15 protein-coding genes and 1 riboswitch are annotated in these 17,062 nt (G+C 63.1%); of the genes, 9 read left to right on the forward strand and 6 right to left on the reverse strand.

Annotated elements, in window-relative coordinates:
* Nucleotides 1-208: 208 nt before the first annotated feature.
* Nucleotides 209-2,221, reverse strand: a complete 2,013-nt coding sequence (locus ACYG9V_RS21740; RefSeq protein ID WP_352765298.1) for an acetyl/propionyl/methylcrotonyl-CoA carboxylase subunit alpha — start codon at nucleotides 2,219-2,221, stop codon at nucleotides 209-211.
* Nucleotides 2,222-2,458: 237 nt separating this feature from the next.
* Here ACYG9V_RS21740 and ACYG9V_RS21745 point away from each other — a divergent pair, with 237 nt between their 5' ends.
* The 6 genes from ACYG9V_RS21745 to ACYG9V_RS21770 all read left to right on the forward strand — a co-directional run bounded on the left by ACYG9V_RS21745 (nucleotide 2,459) and on the right by ACYG9V_RS21770 (nucleotide 7,280).
* Nucleotides 2,459-3,586, forward strand: coding sequence for an S-(hydroxymethyl)glutathione dehydrogenase/class III alcohol dehydrogenase (locus ACYG9V_RS21745; RefSeq protein WP_023695437.1), 1,128 nt, complete (start codon nucleotides 2,459-2,461; stop codon nucleotides 3,584-3,586).
* A gap of 67 nt (nucleotides 3,587-3,653) precedes the next feature.
* Nucleotides 3,654-4,223, forward strand: coding sequence for an S-(hydroxymethyl)glutathione synthase (gene gfa / locus ACYG9V_RS21750; RefSeq protein ID WP_023691150.1), 570 nt, complete (start codon nucleotides 3,654-3,656; stop codon nucleotides 4,221-4,223).
* A 64-nt stretch (nucleotides 4,224-4,287) separates the two neighbouring features.
* Nucleotides 4,288-4,761, forward strand: coding sequence for a YaiI/YqxD family protein (locus ACYG9V_RS21755; protein ID WP_023691149.1), 474 nt, complete (start codon nucleotides 4,288-4,290; stop codon nucleotides 4,759-4,761).
* A 21-nt stretch (nucleotides 4,762-4,782) separates the two neighbouring features.
* Complete coding sequence (locus ACYG9V_RS21760) at nucleotides 4,783-5,475, forward strand: DUF1345 domain-containing protein (RefSeq protein ID WP_023688301.1); 693 nt, start codon at nucleotides 4,783-4,785, stop codon at nucleotides 5,473-5,475.
* 136 nt (nucleotides 5,476-5,611) lie between these two features.
* The gene (locus ACYG9V_RS21765; RefSeq protein ID WP_023822980.1) at nucleotides 5,612-6,487 is read left to right on the forward strand and encodes a cytochrome b/b6 domain-containing protein; all 876 of its coding nucleotides are present in this window, start codon (nucleotides 5,612-5,614) and stop codon (nucleotides 6,485-6,487) included.
* A gap of 1 nt (nucleotide 6,488) precedes the next feature.
* Nucleotides 6,489-7,280: a molybdopterin-binding protein gene (locus tag ACYG9V_RS21770; protein ID WP_023822981.1), complete on the forward strand. Its 792-nt coding sequence runs from the start codon at nucleotides 6,489-6,491 to the stop codon at nucleotides 7,278-7,280.
* 151 nt (nucleotides 7,281-7,431) lie between these two features.
* Here the strand turns inward: ACYG9V_RS21770 and ACYG9V_RS21775 are convergent, their stop codons facing one another.
* On the reverse strand, nucleotides 7,432-8,433 hold the full coding sequence (locus ACYG9V_RS21775; protein WP_023735311.1) for a hypothetical protein: 1,002 nt from the start codon (nucleotides 8,431-8,433) through the stop codon (nucleotides 7,432-7,434).
* 199 nt (nucleotides 8,434-8,632) lie between these two features.
* Nucleotides 8,633-8,719: riboswitch (glycine riboswitch) on the forward strand.
* 149 nt (nucleotides 8,720-8,868) lie between these two features.
* On the opposite strand from ACYG9V_RS21775, the gene gcvT reads away from it, so the two are divergent.
* From gcvT to gcvP, 3 genes are read left to right on the forward strand one after another with little or no spacing between them, the layout of a single operon-like run.
* Entirely contained in the window at nucleotides 8,869-9,969 is a 1,101-nt protein-coding gene (gene gcvT / locus ACYG9V_RS21780) for a glycine cleavage system aminomethyltransferase GcvT (RefSeq protein ID WP_023695441.1), read from the forward strand.
* Nucleotides 9,970-9,974: 5 nt separating this feature from the next.
* On the forward strand, nucleotides 9,975-10,343 hold the full coding sequence (gcvH, locus tag ACYG9V_RS21785) for a glycine cleavage system protein GcvH (RefSeq protein WP_023688297.1): 369 nt from the start codon (nucleotides 9,975-9,977) through the stop codon (nucleotides 10,341-10,343).
* A 17-nt stretch (nucleotides 10,344-10,360) separates the two neighbouring features.
* Nucleotides 10,361-13,171 (forward strand): aminomethyl-transferring glycine dehydrogenase, encoded by a 2,811-nt coding sequence (gcvP, locus tag ACYG9V_RS21790; RefSeq protein WP_352765297.1) that lies wholly within the window; start codon nucleotides 10,361-10,363, stop codon nucleotides 13,169-13,171.
* A 12-nt stretch (nucleotides 13,172-13,183) separates the two neighbouring features.
* Here the strand turns inward: gcvP and ACYG9V_RS21795 are convergent, their stop codons facing one another.
* The 4 genes from ACYG9V_RS21795 to ACYG9V_RS21810 form a co-directional block, all read right to left on the reverse strand.
* Nucleotides 13,184-14,347: a GGDEF domain-containing protein gene (locus ACYG9V_RS21795; RefSeq protein WP_352765296.1), complete on the reverse strand. Its 1,164-nt coding sequence runs from the start codon at nucleotides 14,345-14,347 to the stop codon at nucleotides 13,184-13,186.
* 161 nt (nucleotides 14,348-14,508) lie between these two features.
* Nucleotides 14,509-14,979 carry a hypothetical protein gene (locus ACYG9V_RS21800; RefSeq protein ID WP_023667596.1) on the reverse strand — a complete coding sequence of 157 codons (471 nt, stop codon included), beginning with the start codon at nucleotides 14,977-14,979 and terminating at the stop codon, nucleotides 14,509-14,511.
* Between the two features lie 133 nt (nucleotides 14,980-15,112).
* Entirely contained in the window at nucleotides 15,113-16,165 is a 1,053-nt protein-coding gene (locus ACYG9V_RS21805) for a PA3715 family protein (protein WP_352497758.1), read from the reverse strand.
* Nucleotides 16,096-17,061 (reverse strand): type II secretion system F family protein, encoded by a 966-nt coding sequence (locus ACYG9V_RS21810; RefSeq protein WP_023725707.1) that lies wholly within the window; start codon nucleotides 17,059-17,061, stop codon nucleotides 16,096-16,098. The genes ACYG9V_RS21805 and ACYG9V_RS21810 overlap by 70 nt, the downstream gene beginning before the upstream one ends.
* Nucleotide 17,062 lies beyond the last annotated feature (1 nt).

Raw genomic sequence — 17,062 nt, forward strand, 5'->3', positions numbered from 1 at the left:
GACCGGGCGATGCCAGTCCAGCACAAATGACCACCGACCACAGGCTTCCGTACCCAGCCGCACGGCTCAGAGATTGTTCGAAATTCGCTCTGGCGAGTCATATGATGGTGGTTTCGAGAACCGGAGCGCAGCGGCCATTGGTCCGTGAGCACGGGAAGCGCAGAAACCACCTTCAGATGGCCGCCGGAGTAGAATTTCCAAACAATCTCTAGGCGAACTCCATGATCACCGCATCGACAGCCAGGCTGTCACCCGGCTTGGCGTTGAGCTTCGACACGACAAGATCGCGGTCGGCGCGCAGCACGTTTTCCATCTTCATCGCCTCGACCACGGCCAGCGTCTCGCCCGCCTTGACCTCCTGCCCCTCGGCAACCGCGATCGACACGACCAGGCCCGGCATTGGGCAAAGCAGCATCTTGGACGTGTCCGGCGCCACCTTCTCCGGCATCAGCCTTTCCAGCTCCGCCGTGCGCGGCAGCATGGCGCGCGCCGTCACCGACATGCCTTTCCAGGCAATGCGCAGGCCGTTCGGCGCCGGCCTGATCTGCGCCGTGACCTTGCGGGCACCGACAGTGCCGCGCCAGATGAGGTCGCCCGGCCGCCAGTCGGACGCCACGGTCAGCGCTTTGCCGCCATCGACCGACAGATCGATTTCCATCGGAATGGAGATCATGCCCTCGATGATCGAAGCCTGGAGATAGTCGTCGCCGAGCTTCACCACCCAATCGCGCTTGAGTGCGCCCGAATGCGGCGCCAGCCGCCCGCCCAGCCGGTCAAGCCGATCGCGGCGCAGAAGCTCGACCGCGGTGGCGATCGCCGCCAGCACTGCCTTTTCATCGCCATTGGGCACGATCGGCGCGAAGCCGTCAGGATATTCCTCGGCGATGAAGCCCGTCGATATCCGCCCCTCGCGCCAGCGCGGATGCTGCATCAGCGCCGCCAGGAACGGGATGTTGTGCTCGATGCCGTCGACGACGAAACTGTCCAGCGCTTCCGACATGGCATCGATGGCCTCGATACGCGTGGGCGCCCAGGTGCAGAGTTTTGCCACCATCGGATCATAGAACATCGAAATCTCGGAGCCTTCGGTGACGCCGGTGTCGTTGCGGATGAAGACATCGCCGAACGTGCCCTCCTCCGGCGGCCGGTAGCGCGTCAACCGGCCGATCGAGGGCAGGAAATTGCGATAGGGATCCTCGGCATAGAGCCGGCTTTCCACCGCCCAGCCGTTCAGCTTGACGTCGCTCTGCTCGATCGCCAGCTTCTCGCCGGCGGCGACACGGATCATCTGCTCGACCAGGTCGATGCCGGTAACAAGCTCCGTCACCGGATGCTCGACCTGCAATCGTGTATTCATTTCAAGGAAATAGAAGTTCTTTTCAGCATCGACGATGAACTCGACGGTGCCGGCGCTCTGGTAGTCGACCGCCTTGGCCAGCGCCACGGCCTGCTCGCCCATGGCCTTGCGCGTCCTGGCATCGAGGAATGGCGACGGCGCCTCTTCCGCAACCTTCTGGTTCCGGCGCTGGATCGAGCATTCGCGCTCGCCGAGATAGAGGGCGGTGCCATGCGCGTCGGCCAGCACCTGGATTTCGATATGACGCGGATCGACGACGAACTTTTCGATGAAGATTCGGTCGTCGCCGAACGAGCTTTTCGCCTCCGAGCGCGCCCGGTCGAAGCCGTCGCGCACTTCCGACTGGCTCCAGGCAATGCGCATGCCCTTACCGCCGCCGCCGGCCGAGGCCTTGATCATCACGGGATAACCGATCTCGCCGGCGATCTTTTCGGCATGGTCGGCATTTTCGATGACACCAAGCCAGCCGGGAACCGTCGACACCTCAGCGGCCTTGGCGAACTTCTTCGATTCGATCTTGTCGCCCATCGCCTTGATAGCCTTGGGTTTCGGACCGATGAAGACAATGCCCTCAGCCTCAAGCGCTTCGCAGAAGGCGGCCCGCTCCGACAGAAAACCGTAGCCGGGATGCACGGCCTGCGCGCCCGTCTCCTTGCAGGCAGCGATGATCTTTTCAGGCAGAAGATAGCTTTGCGCGGCAGGCGATGGCCCGATATGCACGGCTTCGTCGGCCATTTCGACGTGCACGGCGTCGCGATCGGCGTCGGAATAGACCGCTACGGTGGCAATCCCCATCCTGCGCGCCGTCTTGATGACGCGGCAAGCAATCTCGCCGCGATTGGCGATCAGGATTTTCGTGAACATCGAAGGCGTTTCCTCGGTCTTTCGTCCTTCTTATGGGCTTCGGCAGCCGGGCTCAAGCACCGCCGGCAGCGCACCCATCAAGACACTCCCGGCCCGCCAGGCCCGTGCCGAGGGGCGAAGGTTGGGCTCGCCGACGACTGGGCCAAGATTTGCGCCATATTTGGTCGCCAAATCGGGTTGAAACAGTATAAAAACCCTGAAAGCCTGAAGACCAATCGCCTTGGGAGGAATTGCCTGATGAAAACCCGCGCCGCTGTCGCTGTCGCCGCCGGAAAGCCGTTGGTAATCATGGAGGTCGACCTCGACGGACCGCGCGAAGGCGAGGTGCTGGTCGAGATCAAGGCGACCGGCATCTGCCACACCGACGAGTTCACCCTGTCGGGCGCCGATCCCGAAGGCCTGTTTCCGGCAATCCTCGGCCATGAAGGCGCTGGCGTTGTCGTCGATGTCGGCAAGGGCGTCACCTCGGTCAAGAAGGGCGACCACGTCATCCCGCTCTACACGCCGGAATGCCGGCAGTGCCCATCCTGCCTGTCGCGCAAGACCAATTTGTGCACCGCCATCCGCGCCACGCAGGGCCAAGGCTTGATGCCCGATGGCTCCTCGCGCTTCTCGATCGGCAAGGACAAGATCTTCCACTATATGGGCTGCTCGACCTTCTCCAATTTCACCGTTTTGCCCGAGATCGCGGTGGCCAAGGTCAACCCCGAGGCGCCCTTCGACAAAATCTGCTACATTGGTTGCGGCGTCACCACCGGCATCGGCGCGGTCATCAACACCGCCAAGGTCGAGCAAGGCGCGACTGCTGTCGTCTTTGGTCTCGGTGGCATCGGCCTCAACGTCATCCAGGGCCTGAAGCTCGCCGGCGCTGACATGATCATCGGTGTCGACCTCAACAACGACAAGAAGGCATGGGGCGAGCGCTTCGGCATGACGCATTTCGTCAATCCGAAGGAGATCGACGGCGACATCGTTCCTCACCTCGTCAACTTGACCAAGCGCGGCGCCGACCAGATCGGCGGCGCCGACTACACATTCGACTGCACCGGCAACACCAAGGTGATGCGCCAGGCGCTGGAAGCCTCGCATCGCGGCTGGGGCAAGTCGGTCGTCATCGGCGTGGCCGGCGCCGGCCAGGAGATTTCGACCAGGCCATTCCAGCTGGTCACCGGCCGCACCTGGATGGGCACCGCCTTTGGCGGCGCACGCGGCCGCACCGACGTGCCAAAAATCGTCGACTGGTACATGGACGGCAAGATCCAGATCGACCCGATGATCACCCATTTGCTGAAGCTGGAAGACATCAACAAGGGCTTCGACCTCATGCATGAGGGCAAGTCGATCAGGAGCGTCGTCGTTTATTGAGGAGAAGAAGCCGCCGACCGAAGGGCCAGCGACTGTAGTTGCATGGGTTCAACAAGGGAGGAAGATAATGCCTGAGAAACTGCATCCGAAAATCGACAATGGCCTGCCGAAGGAAAGCGCAAGCTTTGCCGGCGGCACGCTGGTCTGTGCCTGCACCAGCAAGCCGGTGAAGGTGACGGTCAAGGGCCAGATCGCCCACAACCATGCCTGCGGCTGCACCAAATGCTGGAAACCGGACGGCGCGGTGTTCTCGGTCGTGGCGGTCGCCGGCACTGGCGACGTCACCGTCACCGAGAATGGCGACAAGCTGAAGGTGGTCGATCCGGCAGCATTGATCCAGCGCCATGCCTGCACCGGTTGCGGCGTCCACATGCACGGCCCGGTCGAGCGCGATCATCCGTTCAAGGGTCTGTCCTTCATCCATCCCGAGCGCTTCGAGGAAGACGGCTGGTCACCGCCGGGCTTCACCGCTTTCGTCTCGTCGATCATCGAATCCGGTGTCGACCCCAAGCGCATGGACGGCATTCGCGGCCAGTTGAAATCGATCGGCCTCGAACCCTATGACTGTCTCAACCCCGGCCTGATGGATTACATAGCCACCTGGACGGCGAAGAAGTCGGGCGCGCTGCCGGCCTGACGGTACGAGATTTCTGGCATGGGGCCGGGTAACATGCCGGCCCCATGTCCGTTTTGGAGAGATAATGCCCGCACCCGCCATCTACGTCGACGCCGACGCCTGCCCGGTGAAAGCCGAGGTCGAGAAGGTCGCCGAGCGCCATGGCGTGGTCGTCACCTACGTCTCCAATGGCGGGCTGCGTCCGTCGCGCGATCCGATGATTCGCAACGTCGTCGTCTCTAAAAGCGCCGATGCCGCTGACGATTGGATCGTCGAGAACGCAAAACCCAACGACATCGTGATCACCGCCGACATCCCGCTTGCCGCTCGCACCGTGGGGCTCGGCGCGCATGTGCTTGGGCCAACCGGCCGGCCGTTCACGCCGGAGACCATCGGCATGGCGGTTGCAATGCGCGATTTGAAGCAGCATCTGCGCGAAACCGGCGAGAGCAAGGGCTACAATGCCAGCTTTGCGCCACAGGATCGCTCGCGTTTCCTGGGTGAGCTCGACCGTATCTTGCGGCGGGCTCTGAAATCCGTCACACCCGACCAGACGTGAAGCATCATCCGAGGTCGGGCTATGGCCGACACATCGCCGAATAACCCCTTGCAGCGGCACAAGCAGTTCTTTGTGTCGCTAGCCGTCGGTCTGGTCGTATTTGCCGCGGTATTGCCTTTGATTGGATCGCTCCCCGTCTCCACGCGGCTTGCCTATTCGATCTCGATTGCCGCCGATTCCTTCTTCGTCGTCTTCATCGCGCTCGTCATCGCCAAGATGCCGCTGCTGTCCGGCCGCTATCTCAGCAAGAACGCGCGCGAACTGGACCTCCCAGTGCTGGGCATCTTTGCCATCACGCTCGGCATCGTCGCCATGGCCATTGTCCTGCTGTTCCTTTTGATCAATCACAAGGATCGCGACCCCATCGAACTCGGCTTCGCCATGCTGTCGATCCCGCTTGGCTGGTTCACCATCCATGCCATGGCCGCCCTCCACTATGCGCATGTCTACTGGATGGACGGCGACGCGATCGATGCCGAAACCAAGAAGAAGATACCGGTCGGCGGCCTCGATTTTCCCGGCAGCAAACGGCCGGACGGTTGGGACTTTCTCTATTTCGCGACGGTGATCGGCATGACCGCGCAGACCGCCGACACCGCGATCACGACCTCGCATATGCGCCGCGTGGTGCTTGTCCATTCGATCCTGTCGTTCTTCTTCAACGCCGTCATCGTCGCCGCCGTCGTCAATCTCGCGGTGAGCCTCGGCAATTGAGTATCCGTGCCCGCGATAAACCCGTGCCCGTAATAAAAACGTGACCGCATGAAACATCGCTTTCGATAGCGACGTATTGGGAGGACAAGGACGAGCGCGGCCATCCCAGGATCGCGCAGCCGGAGGCGAGGAAAAGATGGAAACCATTACCGTGAGTCAGCCCGGCGCAGGCGTCGATGCCGCCTCAACGAAGGATGCGACGCTGATCTACCGGCAATCGCGCTGGACCCGCCTGACGCACTGGCTGTGGGCGATCTCGCTGTTCTTCATGCTTTTGTCCGGCCTGCAGATCTTCAATGCCCGGCCGCAGCTCTACATCGGCAAGCAATCCGGCTTCGAGTACAACAACACCGTCTTTGCCATCGGCGCCGAAAACACCGCCACCGGCCCGCGCGGCTATACCGAAATCTTCGGCCATCGCTTCGACACCACCGGCGTGCTCGGCTGGTCGGGCCCGGCCGGTCAGCAAACCTCGCGCGCCTTCCCCTCCTGGGCGACGATCCCGTCCTATTACGATCTCGGCACCGCCCGCGTCGTGCATTTCTTCTTCGCCTGGATACTGACCACCACCCTGGTCGTCTGGCTGGTCGCCAGCCTTGTCAACGGCCATCTGCGCCGCGATCTGGCGCCGCGCCTTGACGATCTCAAGCGGCTGCCGCAGGACATCATCGAGCACGCCAAGCTCAGGTTCCACCACACACGCGAATACAACACGCTGCAGAAAATAGCCTATGGCGGCGTGCTGTTCGTGCTGTTGCCACTCATGATCATCACCGGCCTCGCCATGTCACCGAGCATGAACTCGGTGCTGCCCTGGTTAAACGAAGTGCTCGGCGGCCGGCAGACGGCGCGCACCATCCATTTCACGGTGATGGTGCTGCTGGTCGGCTTTTTCATCGTCCATATGATGATGATCCTCGCTGCCGGCCCGATCAACGAACTGCGCTCGATCATCACCGGCTGGTACCGCACGGATCCGCCAACGCATGGCGACAGCGAGAGGAGTGCGTGAGATGGCCAAATTCCCGATCAGCCGCCGAAAGTTCCTGACGGGTGCCGGCCTCGGCGTTTCCGGCATCATGTTGTCGGGCTGCGATGCCTTCGACAGCCAGCTCGGCATGGGCGATGGCCTGCGCAGTTTCCTCGAAAACGCCAATGGCCTGACCTACCGCGCGCAACGCTGGCTTGCCGGCCGCGATGCTCTGGCGCCGGAATTCACCGAGGCCGACATCCGCCAGCCGCAGCGGCCGAACGGCGTCACCGCGCCCGACGATGACACCTACAAGGGCCTGCTCGCCAACAATTTCGCCGACTGGCGGCTGGAGGTAACGGGCCTGGTCGAAAAGCCGCTGTCGCTCAGCCGCGAGCAGTTGGAGAACATGCCGAGCCGCACGCAGATCACCCGCCACGACTGTGTCGAAGGCTGGAGCTGCATCGCCAAATGGACCGGCACCCCGCTGTCGCTGGTGCTCGACCAGGCTGTGGTCAAGCCGCAGGCCCGCTATGTCATGTTCCACTGCCTCGATACGATCGATCGCAGCCTCTCCGGGGAAATCAAATATTACGGCACCATCGACCTGATCGATGCCCGCCACCCGCAGACGATCCTGGCCTACGGCCTCAACGGCAAGCCGCTGCCGGTCGAAAACGGCGCGCCGCTGCGCGTGCGCGTCGAACGACAGCTCGGCTACAAGATGCCGAAGTATCTCTACAAGATCGAGCTCGTCGACAGTTTTGCCAATATTGGCGGCGGCCGCGGCGGCTATTGGGAAGACAATGGCTATGACTGGTATGGCGGGATTTGATGGCCTCGCATTCTGACCGAGCACGATCTGACTCCGACCGAACCGAGCTTGCCTGAGGAAGCCGGTTTCGAGCGCGTGGCCGAACTTGGCGATTGGCCTGAAGACACTCCAATATCGTCCTCTGCAAAACGGTCGCAGAAAACGGCGCGGCTTAAGCAACCTTGTCGAGCAGTGGCTTGAGCGCCGGATGTATCTCCGGCGAGGCGAGTTTGATCAGCGTCAGCAGCGCGCGTTCATTGTCACGCAGCGGGCGGTCGGTGCCGATGCGATCGGCCAGCCATTTCGCCTCGCTGGCGTCGATCGTCTCGGCGCGGCGCGCGAGTGCCTCGGCGGCACGGTTCTTCGACTCCCATTCGGCCTCGATATCGCCGGGCGAACGATAGGCTTCCATGATGCCGGCCAGTCCGCCCGACACCATGCGGCTGAAGAAGCCACCAATTTCGGGCTCGGCCTGGTCCAAGAAACTGTCACGACGCAGCGCCACATCGCGCGTCGGCGCTTCGTAGCCGGCCGAACACATGACGAAATTGGCGAGCGCCTTGACGAACAGGTCGTTCCAGGACGGGTCGTTGTGGGCCGCTGCGGTCTGCTCGTTGATCTGGAACAGCACCTCGGCCTCAACCCGTGTGATGGCAATGTTACCGTCGCCGCCATAGGCGTGGAGAATGCGGCGCAACAGATCGACCTCTGCCTTGGCGACCAGCCCGGGAACCAGCGCGCCGCCGAGCATCAGTGGTCCCTTGCCGTCGACCACCGCGTTGGCGACCTGCTCGAGCGCGTAGGCGGAGAGCCGGCCGGGCGATGATTTCGCCCTTTCCAGCACATGCACCAGGAGCTCCAGTTCGGTCACACTGTCGACCATTCCGTCGCGCGAGATGGTCTGGATCAGCCAACCGGCATTGTCTTCAGAGATATAGCCTGCCGGCTTTTCCTGGTGGACGATGTAGTCGGTAACGGCCTCGACGAAGAATTCAGGCCATTGCGGGCATTTGTCCGTCGCTGTCGCATCGAGCGCGAACAGTGCTTCAGCCTCGCCGCGCGTCACCACGCCGTCAGCGAACACTTCGCGACGCAGCATGACGACATCTTCCGCCGTGATGCGGTCCTTCGAGGCCAGCCCCGCCACCGGCGCGCTCCCGATCCGTTCGCCCATCTGTCAATCCCCATCCGCCGTGCCCAACGCAATTGCCGGCCAAACCGTCAGCCCAGAATATCGCCATTGTCTTGAAAAACCGGCAAACGGCGTGGTTAGCGAAGACTGTAAAGACGACGCGCTTTACGTGTCGCTGGCAGGTGACAAGGTGTCGCCGACAAGCTATGGATGGCGCGTCGAGGGCTTAAGTTTTGAGTCCTACCTGTTTGCGGGAGAGAGCAGCGCGAGCTGCCGCCGAAGGGGAAATCGCCCGAAATCTCTCAGGCAAAAGAACCGTAGACGGGAAAGACACTCTGGAAAGTCGGGGCTTGCCCCCGCGCCGAAGGTGTAAGCGTCGCCGACAGAGTTCCGGTTGCGCGAGTCTCTCAGGCTTCAGACAGAGGGGCACGGACTGGTCGCCAGCAGCGGCCGATTGCGTGCGACTCTGGAGATGACATGACGGGCGACGACACCAAACACCTTCCTCTCGAAGATCTGCACACCGCCGCCGGCGCACGCTTTGGCGCCTTTGCGGGCTGGTCGATGCCGCTGACCTATCCGGCCGGCGTGATGAAGGAGCACCTTCACACCCGCGAACATGCCGGCCTGTTCGACATTTCGCATATGAAGCTGTTCGAGATCAGCGGACGGGGCGCTGCGGCACTGCTCAACCGCGCCAGTCCGCTCGATGCCGGCGCGCTTGAGATTTCACAGTCCAAATATAGTTTCTTCCTCAACGAGGCCGCCGGGATCATCGACGATCTGATCGTCACCCGGCTCGGCGCCGAGCGCTTCATGGTGGTCGCCAACGCCGGGAATGCGGTCGAGGACGAGAAGCATTTGCGTGCGCTGGCCGCGGACTTCGACGTCAAAGTCGATGCGCTCGACCGCGTCTTCCTGGCGATCCAGGGGCCGGAAGCCTGGGCTGCCTTGTCCCGCGCCGGCATCGAGACCGGCTCGCTCTTGTTCATGCATGGCATCGAGCCGAAGCAAAACTGGTTCATGAGCCGCTCCGGCTACACCGGCGAGGACGGCTTCGAGATCGGCCTGCCGGAGGCGGATGCGCGCGCTCTGGCCGCGAAACTGCTCGAGGACGAGCGTGTGTTGTGGATCGGCCTTGCTGCCCGCGACTCGCTGCGGTTGGAGGCCGGCCTGTGCCTGCACGGCCAGGACATCACGCCGGAGATCGATCCGGCGAGTGCCGGCCTGATGTGGGCGATCCCCAAAGATCTCCGCGCCGGCGGGTCCTTCATCGGCGCCGATGCGCTGCGGTCCATCCTGGAGCGCGGGCCGTCGCAAAAGCGCGTCGGCCTGAAGCCGGACGGCCGCCAGCCGGTGCGCGCCGGCGCTGCTTTGTTCGATGCCGACGGCGATCCGGCCGGCTACGTGACATCAGGCGGCTTCGGCCCGTCGGCCGGCCATCCCGTCGCCATGGGCTATGTGTCAACGGCCTTGGCCAAGCCGGGCACGAAACTGTTCGCCGACGTTCGCGGGACGAAAATCCCGGTCGATATCAGTTCCTTGCCCTTCACTCCTCATCGCTACCGCAAAGGATAATTCCGATGGCAAAAACCTATTTCACACAAGATCACGAATGGCTGAGCGTCGAGGGAGGCATCGCCACCGTCGGGATAACCGACTATGCGCAGGAACAGCTTGGCGATCTCGTCTTCGTCGAACTGCCTCAAATCGGCACCAAACTCAGCAAGGGCGACACCGCCGTGGTCGTCGAATCCGTCAAGGCGGCATCCGATGTTTATGCGCCGGTTGATGGCGAGATCACCGACGCCAACGGCGCGCTGTCCTCGGACCCGTCGCTGGTCAACTCCGCTGCGACCGGCGACGGCTGGCTGTGGAAGATGAAGCTCGCCGACGAAGGCCAACTCGCAGGCCTCATGGATGAGGCCGCCTACAAAGCCCATATCGGTTGACATCAGGACCTATTGCCATGAGCGCAGCACTTACCCCCTTCTCGGCCCGCCACATCGGTCCTGATGTAAACGACGTCAGAGCCATGCTTGCCGTGATCGGCGTTCCCTCCGTCGAGACGCTGATCAGCCAGGCCGTGCCGCAGTCGATCCGCCTCGATCTGCCGCTAGCCCTTCCCGCGCCGGCGAGCGAAGCCGAAGCGCTGGCCGAATTGGCTGCGACCATGGCAAAAAACAGGGTGCTGAAGAGCTTCATCGGCGCCGGCTATCACGGCGTCCATGTGCCGCCGGTCATCCAGCGCAACCTGTTCGAGAACCCGGCCTGGTACACCGCCTATACGCCCTACCAGGCCGAGATCAGCCAGGGCCGCCTGGAAATGCTGTTCAACTTCCAGACCTTGGTCACCGAATTGACCGGCCTGCCGGTGGCTTCGGCCTCCCTGCTCGACGAAGCGACGGCGGTGGCCGAAGCGGTCGGCATCGCGCTGCGCCATCACCGCGACAAGCGCACCAAGGTGGCGCTGGCCGGCACGCCGCATCCGCAGACGCTGGACGTCGTGCGCACCCGCGCCGAGCCGCTCGGCATCGAGATCGATGGCGAGACCATCGACGACAACACCGCCGCCCTGCTGGTCTCCTGGCCGGACACGTTTGGCGTTTATGGCGACCACAAGGCGGCGATCGAGAAGGCTCGCGCCACCGGCGCCGTGGTCGTCTTCATCGCCGATCCGCTTGCGCTCACGCTGACCGAAGCGCCGGCCAGGCTTGGCGCCGACATCGCCGTCGGCCCGATGCAGCGCTTTGGCGTGCCGATGGGCTTTGGCGGCCCGCACGCCGCCTATTGCGCCGTCTCCGACAAGCTGACCCGGCTGATGCCCGGCCGCCTCGTCGGCCAGTCGATCGACAGCAAGGGTCGTCCCGGCTATCGCCTCGCCCTGCAGACGCGCGAACAGCATATCCGCCGCGACAAGGCGACCTCCAACATCTGCACCGCGCAGGCGCTGCTTGCCAACATGGCGACCGCATACGCGATCTGGCACGGGCCTACTGGTTTGCAGGCGATCGCAGCCCGAATTCATGAGCTCGCCAACGGCCTCGCAGCAGGCCTGAAAACCGCTGGTGTTTCCGTGCTCGGCTCAAGCCGTTTCGACACGGTGACGGCCGAAGTGAAGGGCAAGGCAGCTTCGATCGCCGCTGCCGCTGAAAAAGGTGGCCGGCTGCTGCGCGTCATCGATGCCGACCGCATCAGCATCGCCTTCGACGAAACCTCGACCGAGGCGGATCTCGAGGCTATCGCCGCCCTGTTCGGCGCCAAGTCCGGCGCTACTGAGGCCGGCGCGATGCCCGGCAAGCCGCGCGGCAAGGAGTTTCTGACCCAGCCGGTTTTCCGCGAAAACCACTCCGAGACCGACATGATGCGCCTGCTGCGCAGGCTAGCCGACAAGGATTTGGCGCTCGACCGCACCATGATCCCGTTGGGCTCCTGCACCATGAAGCTCAACGCGGCGGCCGAAATGATGCCGGTCAGCTGGCCTGTTGTCGCCAACCTCCATCCCTTCGCGCCGGCCAGCCATTCGGCCGGCTATCGCGCCATGGTCGGCGAGCTGGAAGGCTGGCTGGCGGAGATCACCGGCTTCGACGCCGTCAGCCTGCAGCCCAATGCCGGCAGCCAAGGCGAATATGCCGGCCTGCTCGCCATCCGCGCCTATCACCGCGCGCGCGGTGAAGGCCATCGCACCATCTGCCTGATCCCCCAGTCCGCGCATGGCACCAATCCGGCGAGTGCGGCGATGGCCGGCATGAGCGTCGTCGTCGTGCGTTGCCTGGAGGACGGCAATATCGACATGGACGATATGCGAGCCAAGGCCAACGAGCATTCCAAGAATCTCGCAGCTCTGATGTTCACCTATCCCTCGACGCACGGCGTCTACGAGGAAGGCGCGCGCCACCTGTGCGCTCTCATCCACGAACATGGCGGCCAGGTCTATTTCGACGGCGCCAACCTTAACGCGCTGGTCGCGCTGGCGCGGCCCGCCGATATCGGCGCCGATGTCTGCCACATGAACCTGCACAAGACCTTCTGCATCCCGCATGGCGGCGGCGGTCCGGGCGTCGGTCCAATTGGCGTCAGGGCGCATCTGAAACCCTATCTGCCTGGTCATGTCACCGAAGGCTCGGCGCATGCCGTGTCGGCCGCACCGTTCGGCAGCGCTTCCATCCTGCCCATCACCTGGATGTACATCCGCATGATGGGCGCCGCCGGCCTGAAGCAGGCGACGGAGACGGCGATCATCTCGGCCAACTATGTGGCGACGCGGCTCGCGCCGCACTTCCCGCTTCTCTACAAGGGCAGGCACGATCGCATCGCGCATGAATGCATCCTCGACACGCGCGTCCTCAAGGAGAGCGCCGGCATCAGCGTCGATGATATCGCCAAGCGGCTGATCGACTACGGCTTTCACGCGCCGACCATGTCGTTCCCTGTCGCCGGCACGCTGATGGTCGAGCCCACAGAGTCCGAGCCCAAGCGCGAACTCGACCGGTTCTGCGAGGCGATGATTGCCATCGCCGGCGAGGCAGCGAAAGTGGCGAAGGGCGAATGGCCGCTCGAGGACAACCCGCTGGTCAATGCCCCGCACACGGCGGCCGAAACCCTTGCCGGCCAGTGGACTCACCCCTATTCGAGGCTGGAAGCGGCCTACCCCGCCGGCGATGTCGATACAGCGGCCAAATACTGGCCGCCGGTCTCGCGCATCGACAATGTCGCCGGCGACCGCAACCTCGTCTGCTCCTGCCCGCCGTTGTCGGAATATCTCGGCGCCGCCGAATAACACTCTGGCCTGTCAGGCTGAACGCAAGGCCGGCCCATCGGCCTTGCCGTTGAGGACAAGCACGCGATTTCGCCCGTCGTTCTTGGCCGCGTAGAGCGCCCGGTCGGCCTCGGCCAGCACTTCATCCAGGCTGCTGCCGTCTTCCTTGCCAAAGCCAATGCCGCCGCTGACGCTGCTGCGCAACGGCCCGCGCGGCGTCGGCACCACTTCTGTGCCGAAGGCGACGCCGATCCTGCTGGCGAGATCGTAGGCCTTGTCTTCGGTCATCCGAGACATGACCAACGCGAACTCCTCGCCGCCCAGCCGGAAGGCGTCGACGCCAACCCTGTCATACTTCTTGATGACTGCGGCGAAACGGCAGAGCACCCGGTCGCCGACGGGATGGCCATAGATGTCGTTGGTCCGCTTGAAGTGGTCGAGGTCGAACATGGCGACCGACATGAACGGGCCGAAGACGCGCTCGCCATAAAGCGAGTTCAAAGCCCGCCGGTTCATGAGACCGGTCAACGGGTCGGTCAAGGTCTCGGCCTTCAGTTCGATCTGTGCCTGCAGATGATGCAGCGAGAGCGTCAGCGCGCCGAGCGCCGTCATGCAGGCGACTGCCACGACCGAATTCAACCGCTCGGCCCAATTGTCGGGCGCGACGCCGAGCACCCACTGGCCCTTGACCAGAAGCACAGCGCCGCAGAGCCCGAAGGATACGCCGCAGACGCCGCTTAGCGCCGAAACGACCAGCAGAATGCCGCGATCATGACCGCCCTTGATCCAGAACATCACCCCGGTCGAGGCGAGCAACACTGTTACCGTCGTATAGGTGAGGATGAAGCCGACACCATCGAAACCGAGATAGGTCACACCGGCGCAGACAGCGATCGCGAGCATGGCCGGCAGGACAGCGCGGCTGTAATTGCGCACACCAAGATATTGCATGGCCGAAAGTGAAAGCGCCAGGAAACCGAGGCTGAGCAGCGCCAACGCTGCCTGACAAAGCAACGGACTGGGCTCCCTCGTGTAGCGCCAGAAGACGATGACGTGGGCGACAAGGACGAGAATGCCGCACGCAACCGTCAGCACGAAGCGTGCACGCGGCGCCGTGAACCAGATCACAAACATGGTGACGCTCAGGCATGTGCCCGACAGCGCAGCCGCCAGCAATAGCGAACTGAAATCCAGCATGGATGAGCGGCAACCTTTGGGATCTTCGATTTGTGGCGCATCATAGGCATGCAACCGGCCGGAGACACCGTTTTCGGCCGGTTTTCAAAGCAACCTGCCGACAGGGTTTACAAAGCGTCGACTGCCGTCCCGCAAAGCTCGGCACGCGAGTGTCCCTAGTCTCAGCCCTTGTTGAGCAGCGCCAGATTGGCGTTGATCACGCTCGGGTCGGCCATGCCGGCCCTTGCTTCCATGAGCAGCGCTCTCGCCTTCTTCTTGTTGCCGCGCAGCAGCTGCGAATAGCCCATATTGTTGACAATCTGCGGCTTGCGCCCGGCAACCTTCAAAAGCTGGTCGTAGGCGCGGTCGGCGAAGTCGAAGCGGCCGAGTTCGTCATAGGAGGCGGCAAGCCCCATCCATCCCTCGGCACTGTCGGCCTTCAGTTCCACGGCCTTGCGGAAATGCTGTTCGGCAAGGCCGTAATTGGCCTCGCGGAACTGCGCCTTGCCTTGCGCAAGGTCGGAGGTGCTGACGTCTTTTGCCACCGGTTGGATCGATGTGGTCTTGGTTTTGTCGACGTTGTCGGTCGTGCAGCCGCCGACCATCAAGACCGCCGCTAGCGCGGCCATTGCCGTGAAACTTCTGTGACGCATGCCCCTGGCCCCAATCGCCCGATTTACCGGGTCGTTCTCTGAGGAAGCAGACTACAACAGGGCGATTAAACTTCAGTGCGGAAACGCGCCTAAAATTTGGTTTCGGGCACAGAAGCCATTAACCAACCGAAGCCTATTCCGGCTCCAGCGCCTTGAGCCCCGCCGGAAACTGATAGCGCCTGCCGTCGTAGCGCAGCCGGTAGGTTCGTTTCATGGACCTGCCGGGATGGGACTGGCACTCGCCATTCTTGTCGACAGACGGATTGTCGGTGTCCAACCGCTCGAACACTGTGATGTCGTGATAGCCGTGATGTCTCGCCGGGCTCATCGCCAGGCTGACCCGGCTGGATTGAAAGGATCCTGCGCAATTGGTGTCGCCTTCGCCGCCAAAGCCGGCCACGATGATGCCGTCGAGCACCAGGCGCAGAGCACCGCCGTCAAGGGCATAGAGCCGCAGGTCGGTTTCACTGAAAGGATTCGGCTGCGAATGGTTTGCCATGTCGATGCGCAGGCCGAAGGCGCCGACATCGGGCGCCAATCTGTAGCGCCCGGTATCGAAGTCGATCCCGCGGATGCCGACGGCATCATCGGTCATCAGCCCGGGTTGGAGCAGGCGCTGGCGCACCTGCCGGGTCTTCCTGTCGACGACCAGAAGCTCGACATCGCCGACATGCCCGTCGTCGCTGGATTGGGAGCTGTCGATCAGCGGCACGGCGACCAACAACAGGTCGTCATGGGCGGGCCAGATCTTGCAGACCACGCCGAATGGCGCATCGCCATCCCAAAGCGTCTGGGCGATGCTGGTATGAGGTTCGAGCGTGAAGGAGGCGCCATCGGCACTCTTTTGGGCCTTGGGATATGCCTGCTGCACCAGAGCGGCAGCGTCGCCGCAATCGTCGGCCGCGGCCGAGGCCGGCGACAGACTGGCCGCGGCGAGGCCGAGGAAGGCGGTGCACAAGACTATTCGCATGGACGGCTCACTCATTTTGCTTTTTTCGGATTTTGCCGAAGGAGAGCGGCCAAACCGGCCGGATATGACATCCAGGCGAAGCGTAGTTGAAGTGAGTAACCGCAGAAAGCCGCCGGGCGGCCACTTGGTATCTACTGCCTTGGTATCTACTGAACCGCCGTCATTTTGACGATGATCGGGATGACGGCGATCATCAGCACCACCGGCAGGATGCACACCACCACCGGCACCGACATCTTGGCCGGCAAGGCATGTGCCTTCTCCTCGGCCAACGACATGCGCTTGTGGCGCATTTCGTCAGAGAACACGCGCAGCGCCCCGGCGAGGCTGGTGCCGAGTTCCTTCGACTGCTGCAAGAGCGTGGCGAAGGAGCGCACCTCGTCCAGGCTGAGGCGGTCGGCGAGCGCCTTCAATGCATCGTCGAGGCTGCGGCCGGCCCTGAGTTCCAGCGACACCAGCTGCAGATTCTGGCTCAGCGACGGATAGGTCTTGGCCAGTTCCTTCGAGACGCGCTCGATGCCGGCCTCCATGCTCATGCCGGCATCGGAGCAGACGATCATCAAATCCATGAAGTCGGGAAAGCCGTTGCGGTATTCGCGCATCTTTTCCCGCACCTTCTGGCTGAGCACCAGGCCGGGCACGAAATAGCCGGCGGCTCCCGACAGGATGATGAAGGTCCAGCGGCTGGTCGCGGTGGAATCGGCGCTGCCCATCCAATGGTTGACCAGGAACGCGCCGATCGCTGCGCCCACCAGGCAGGCGAAGCGGATCAGGAAGAATGTGCCGACCGCGCGCGGCTCCATATAGCCCGCCTGGATCAGCTTCATACGCAGCCGGGCGACATTTTCCGGATCGCTCTTGGCGTAGAATTCCTGCGCCCGCTTCACCGCCTTCTCGCGCACGACGCTCTGGTTCTTCTTCGGCGCCACCTCGGCCTGTTGGGGAGTCTTGCTGTCGTCGATCTTGAGCCGGCGCTTGAGATCGTTGCGGTCGCCTTTGGCCACCACCAGCGGCCATGCCACCGCGCTGCCGCCCAACGCCAGCAGCATCGCGGCTACCGGCATCAGCGACGTCGGCGCCAGCGAGGCAAGAAACTGGATCACCTGCTCCATC

Source organism: Mesorhizobium sp. W016, assembly GCF_054719485.1.